Source organism: Achromobacter sp. FW305-C-28 (assembly GCF_058783235.1).
Genome location: NZ_JBYSYL010000027.1, coordinates 1 through 5417 on the forward strand (window position 1 = coordinate 1; position 5417 = coordinate 5417).

At 51.9% G+C, this 5417-nt stretch carries 2 tRNA genes and 2 rRNA genes; all 4 read right to left on the bottom strand.

From position 1 onward, the window contains the following. Positions 1 to 172: 172 nt before the first annotated feature. Positions 173 to 3057 (bottom strand): 23S ribosomal RNA (locus AC3WMR_RS30615). A 309-nt stretch (positions 3058 to 3366) separates the two neighbouring features. Next, positions 3367 to 3442, bottom strand: a tRNA-Ala gene (locus tag AC3WMR_RS30620). Positions 3443 to 3468: 26 nt separating this feature from the next. After that, positions 3469 to 3545 (bottom strand) — tRNA-Ile (locus AC3WMR_RS30625). 134 nt (positions 3546 to 3679) lie between these two features. Beyond that, a 16S ribosomal RNA gene (locus AC3WMR_RS30630) occupies positions 3680 to 5210 on the bottom strand. Together the 16S and 23S rRNA genes with 2 tRNA genes alongside form the textbook arrangement of a ribosomal RNA operon. Positions 5211 to 5417: the final 207 nt, after the last annotated feature.

Here is a 5417-nt window from a genome sequence, read left to right on the forward strand (position 1 = left end):
GCAACAACTCCAATCTTGGAAGAAGCGCAACGTGTGGATGATCAGAGACTGGCTCGATGATCACGCACAGTGGGGTGTAATTGGTGTTGGCTGGCTGCTGACGGTGCAGCCAGATTTTGTATTGAACGACACTTGGAACGCTATATCACCAGGTCATAACCATCAGTGTTATAGGATCAAGCCTCACGAGCAATTAGTATCGGTTAGCTTAACGCATTACTGCGCTTCCACACCCGACCTATCAACGTCCTGGTCTCGAACGACTCTTCAGGGGGATCAAGTCCCCGGGATACCTAATCTTCAGACGAGTTTCCCGCTTAGATGCCTTCAGCGGTTATCTCTTCCGTACTTAGCTACCCGGCAATGCCATTGGCATGACAACCGGTACACCAGAGGTACGTCCACTCCGGTCCTCTCGTACTAGGAGCAGGCTCCGTCAAGTATCCAACGCCCACGGCAGATAGGGACCAAACTGTCTCACGACGTTTTAAACCCAGCTCACGTACCTCTTTAAATGGCGAACAGCCATACCCTTGGGACCGGCTACAGCCCCAGGATGAGATGAGCCGACATCGAGGTGCCAAACACCGCCGTCGATATGAACTCTTGGGCGGTATCAGCCTGTTATCCCCAGAGTACCTTTTATCCGTTGAGCGATGGCCCTTCCATTCAGAACCACCGGATCACTATGTCCTGCTTTCGCACCTGTTCGACTTGTCAGTCTCACAGTCAAGCACGCTTATGCCATTGCACTATCAGCACGATTTCCGACCGTACCTAGCGTACCTTCGAACTCCTCCGTTACACTTTGGGAGGAGACCGCCCCAGTCAAACTGCCCACCATGCACTGTCCCCGATCCGGATAACGGACCAAGGTTAGAACCGCAAACAAACCAGGGTGGTATTTCAAGGATGGCTCCACGTGATCTAGCGACCACGCTTCAAAGCCTCCCACCTATCCTACACAGGCCGGTTCACAGTCCAATGCAAAGCTACAGTAAAGGTTCATGGGGTCTTTCCGTCTAGCCGCGGGTAGATTGCATCATCACAAACACTTCAACTTCGCTGAGTCTCAGGAGGAGACAGTGTGGCCATCGTTACGCCATTCGTGCAGGTCGGAACTTACCCGACAAGGAATTTCGCTACCTTAGGACCGTTATAGTTACGGCCGCCGTTTACCGGGGCTTCGATCAAGAGCTTGCACCCCATCACTTAACCTTCCGGCACCGGGCAGGCGTCACACCCTATACGTCGACTTTCGTCTTTGCAGAGTGCTGTGTTTTTAATAAACAGTCGCAGCCACCGATTCTCTGCGACCCCATCATGCTAAGCGCGCAGGCGCTTCACACTACCGGGGTATACCTTCTCCCGAAGTTACGGTATCAATTTGCCGAGTTCCTTCTCCTGAGTTCTCTCAAGCGCCTTGGAATATTCATCCCGTCCACCTGTGTCGGTTTGCGGTACGGTCTCGTACAGCTGAAGCTTAGAGGCTTTTCTTGGAACCACTTCCAATCACTTCGCAAGCAATGCTCGCTCGTGCCATACCCTTGATTTACGCGCCCGGATTTGCCTAAGCGCCATCTTCGATACAGCAACAGGGACATCCAACACCCTGATGATCTTCCGCGATCCGTCCCCCCATCGCACTGTACGACGGTACTGGAATATTAACCAGTTTCCCATCAGCTACGCATCTCTGCCTCGCCTTAGGGGCCGACTCACCCTGCGCCGATGAACGTTGCGCAGGAAACCTTGGACTTACGGCGAGGGGGCTTTTCACCCCCTTTATCGCTACTCATGTCAGCATTCGCACTTCTGATACCTCCAGCAGCCTTTACAAGCCACCTTCGCAGGCTTACAGAACGCTCTCCTACCGCGTGCACTAAAAGTGCACACCCGCAGCTTCGGTTTATCGCTTAGCCCCGTTACATCTTCCGCGCAGGACGACTCGATCAGTGAGCTATTACGCTTTCTTTAAAGGATGGCTGCTTCTAAGCCAACCTCCTGACTGTCTATGCCTTCCCACTTCGTTTCCCACTTAGCGATAATTCGGGACCTTAGCTGGCGGTCTGGGTTGTTTCCCTCTTGAGTCCGGACGTTAGCACCCGGTGCTCTGTCTCCCAAGCTGTACTTGCGGGTATTCGGAGTTTGCCATAGTTTGGTAAGTCGCCATGACCCCCTAGCTATAACAGTGCTCTACCCCCCGCAGTAATACTTGAGGCACTACCTAAATAGTTTTCGGAGAGAACCAGCTATTTCCAGATTTGTTTAGCCTTTCACCCCTATCCACAGCTCATCCCCTAATTTTTCAACATTAGTGGGTTCGGTCCTCCAGCACGTGTTACCGTGCCTTCAACCTGGCCATGGATAGATCATCTGGTTTCGGGTCTACACCCAGCGACTGAATCGCCCTATTCGGACTCGCTTTCGCTACGGCTTCCCTATTCGGTTAACCTTGCCACTGAATGTAAGTCGCTGACCCATTATACAAAAGGTACGCAGTCACCCCACAAGGAGGCTCCTACTGTTTGTATGCATACGGTTTCAGGATCTATTTCACTCCCCTTCCGGGGTTCTTTTCGCCTTTCCCTCACGGTACTGGTTCACTATCGGTCGATCACGAGTATTTAGCCTTGGAGGATGGTCCCCCCATCTTCAAACAGGATTTCACGTGTCCCGCCCTACTTTTCTTACGCTTAGTTCCACACACAAAATTTCATCTACAGGGCTATCACCTGCTACGGCCGGACTTTCCATTCCGTTCGATTATCTTGCATGCTAAAACGTAAAGGCTCTTCCGATTTCGCTCGCCACTACTTTCGGAATCTCGGTTGATTTCTTTTCCTCGAGCTACTGAGATGTTTCAGTTCACCCGGTTCGCTTCCACTAGCCTATGTATTCAGCTAGGGATACCGCATTGCTGCGGTGGGTTTCCCCATTCGGACATCTACGGATCAAAGCTTGTTTGCCAGCTCCCCGTAGCTTTTCGCAGGCTACTACGTCCTTCATCGCCTGTGATCGCCAAGGCATCCACCATATGCACTTAGTCGCTTGATCCTATAACGCTGTAGGCTATAGGACCTGAGTATTAGCGTTTGTGCCGTTCATAAGTTTCAAAGCAGCCTGAAGTTATTCACTTCAGTCTTGAGAACTTGGAACAAAATAATGCAATCACAACCCGTACTTATCTTCATCGACTTGCGCCGAGTACTTGATAAGTACATTTCGTTGTGCTTCTTCCAGATTGTTAAAGAACGAATATAGCTGTTAGGTAAAACCTAACTCATAACGCTGCCAGCAGCACTATGAGTTAGCCTCTACACGTCACCACCAGGTGACTGCTTGAAAATCAAGCCCAAGAATCAATGGTGGAGGTGAACGGGATCGAACCGATGACATCCTGCTTGCAAAGCAGGCGCTCTCCCAGCTGAGCTACACCCCCATATTCAACGCTTGGCGTTAAATACTTGGTGGGTCTGGTTGGATTCGAACCAACGACCCCCGCCTTATCAAGACGGTGCTCTAACCGACTGAGCTACAGACCCAAAACCTTCTCGGATCAGTAGTCAGGACGCTATGGACACAGGGAGGAATCCCTCTACCCAAGCCCACAACCGATCCCAGCTATATATCAAACAACCGATAAGAGTGGACGCTTAACACGAGCACTTAAGCTCTGAAAGGAGGTGATCCAGCCGCACCTTCCGATACGGCTACCTTGTTACGACTTCACCCCAGTCATGAATCCTACCGTGGTAATCGCCCCCCTTACGGTTAGGCTAACTACTTCTGGTAAAACCCACTCCCATGGTGTGACGGGCGGTGTGTACAAGACCCGGGAACGTATTCACCGCGACATGCTGATCCGCGATTACTAGCGATTCCGACTTCACGCAGTCGAGTTGCAGACTGCGATCCGGACTACGATCGGGTTTCTGGGATTGGCTCCCCCTCGCGGGTTGGCGACCCTCTGTCCCGACCATTGTATGACGTGTGAAGCCCTACCCATAAGGGCCATGAGGACTTGACGTCATCCCCACCTTCCTCCGGTTTGTCACCGGCAGTCTCATTAGAGTGCCCTTTCGTAGCAACTAATGACAAGGGTTGCGCTCGTTGCGGGACTTAACCCAACATCTCACGACACGAGCTGACGACAGCCATGCAGCACCTGTGTTCCGGTTCTCTTGCGAGCACTTCCAAATCTCTTCGGAATTCCAGACATGTCAAGGGTAGGTAAGGTTTTTCGCGTTGCATCGAATTAATCCACATCATCCACCGCTTGTGCGGGTCCCCGTCAATTCCTTTGAGTTTTAATCTTGCGACCGTACTCCCCAGGCGGTCAACTTCACGCGTTAGCTGCGCTACCAAGGCCCGAAGGCCCCAACAGCTAGTTGACATCGTTTAGGGCGTGGACTACCAGGGTATCTAATCCTGTTTGCTCCCCACGCTTTCGTGCATGAGCGTCAGTGTTATCCCAGGAGGCTGCCTTCGCCATCGGTGTTCCTCCGCATATCTACGCATTTCACTGCTACACGCGGAATTCCACCTCCCTCTGACACACTCTAGCTCGGTAGTTAAAAATGCAGTTCCAAAGTTAAGCTCTGGGATTTCACATCTTTCTTTCCGAACCGCCTGCGCACGCTTTACGCCCAGTAATTCCGATTAACGCTTGCACCCTACGTATTACCGCGGCTGCTGGCACGTAGTTAGCCGGTGCTTATTCTGCAGGTACCGTCAGTTTCACGGGGTATTAACCCATGACGTTTCTTTCCTGCCAAAAGTGCTTTACAACCCGAAGGCCTTCATCGCACACGCGGGATGGCTGGATCAGGGTTTCCCCCATTGTCCAAAATTCCCCACTGCTGCCTCCCGTAGGAGTCTGGGCCGTGTCTCAGTCCCAGTGTGGCTGGTCGTCCTCTCAAACCAGCTACGGATCGTCGCCTTGGTGAGCCGTTACCCCACCAACTAGCTAATCCGATATCGGCCGCTCTAATAGTGCAAGGTCTTGCGATCCCCTGCTTTCCCCCGTAGGGCGTATGCGGTATTAGCTACGCTTTCGCGTAGTTATCCCCCGCTACTAGGCACGTTCCGATACATTACTCACCCGTTCGCCACTCGCCACCAGACCGAAGTCCGTGCTGCCGTTCGACTTGCATGTGTAAGGCATCCCGCTAGCGTTCAATCTGAGCCAGGATCAAACTCTTCAGTTTAATCTCTGTATTTGTTCGTATTTCTTAACCCCCGAAAGGGTCGAGTCATACGTCGCTACTCAAAGGAAGTGAGGTATGTTCTTAAACTTGACGTCTAAGGTACTTCACTTCTAGTGAGCACTTGATTTCATTGTGCTTGTGACCGAAGTCACTCTGCACTCGCATCAAGCGCCCACACTTATCGGTTGTTTAATTGTTAAAGAGCGG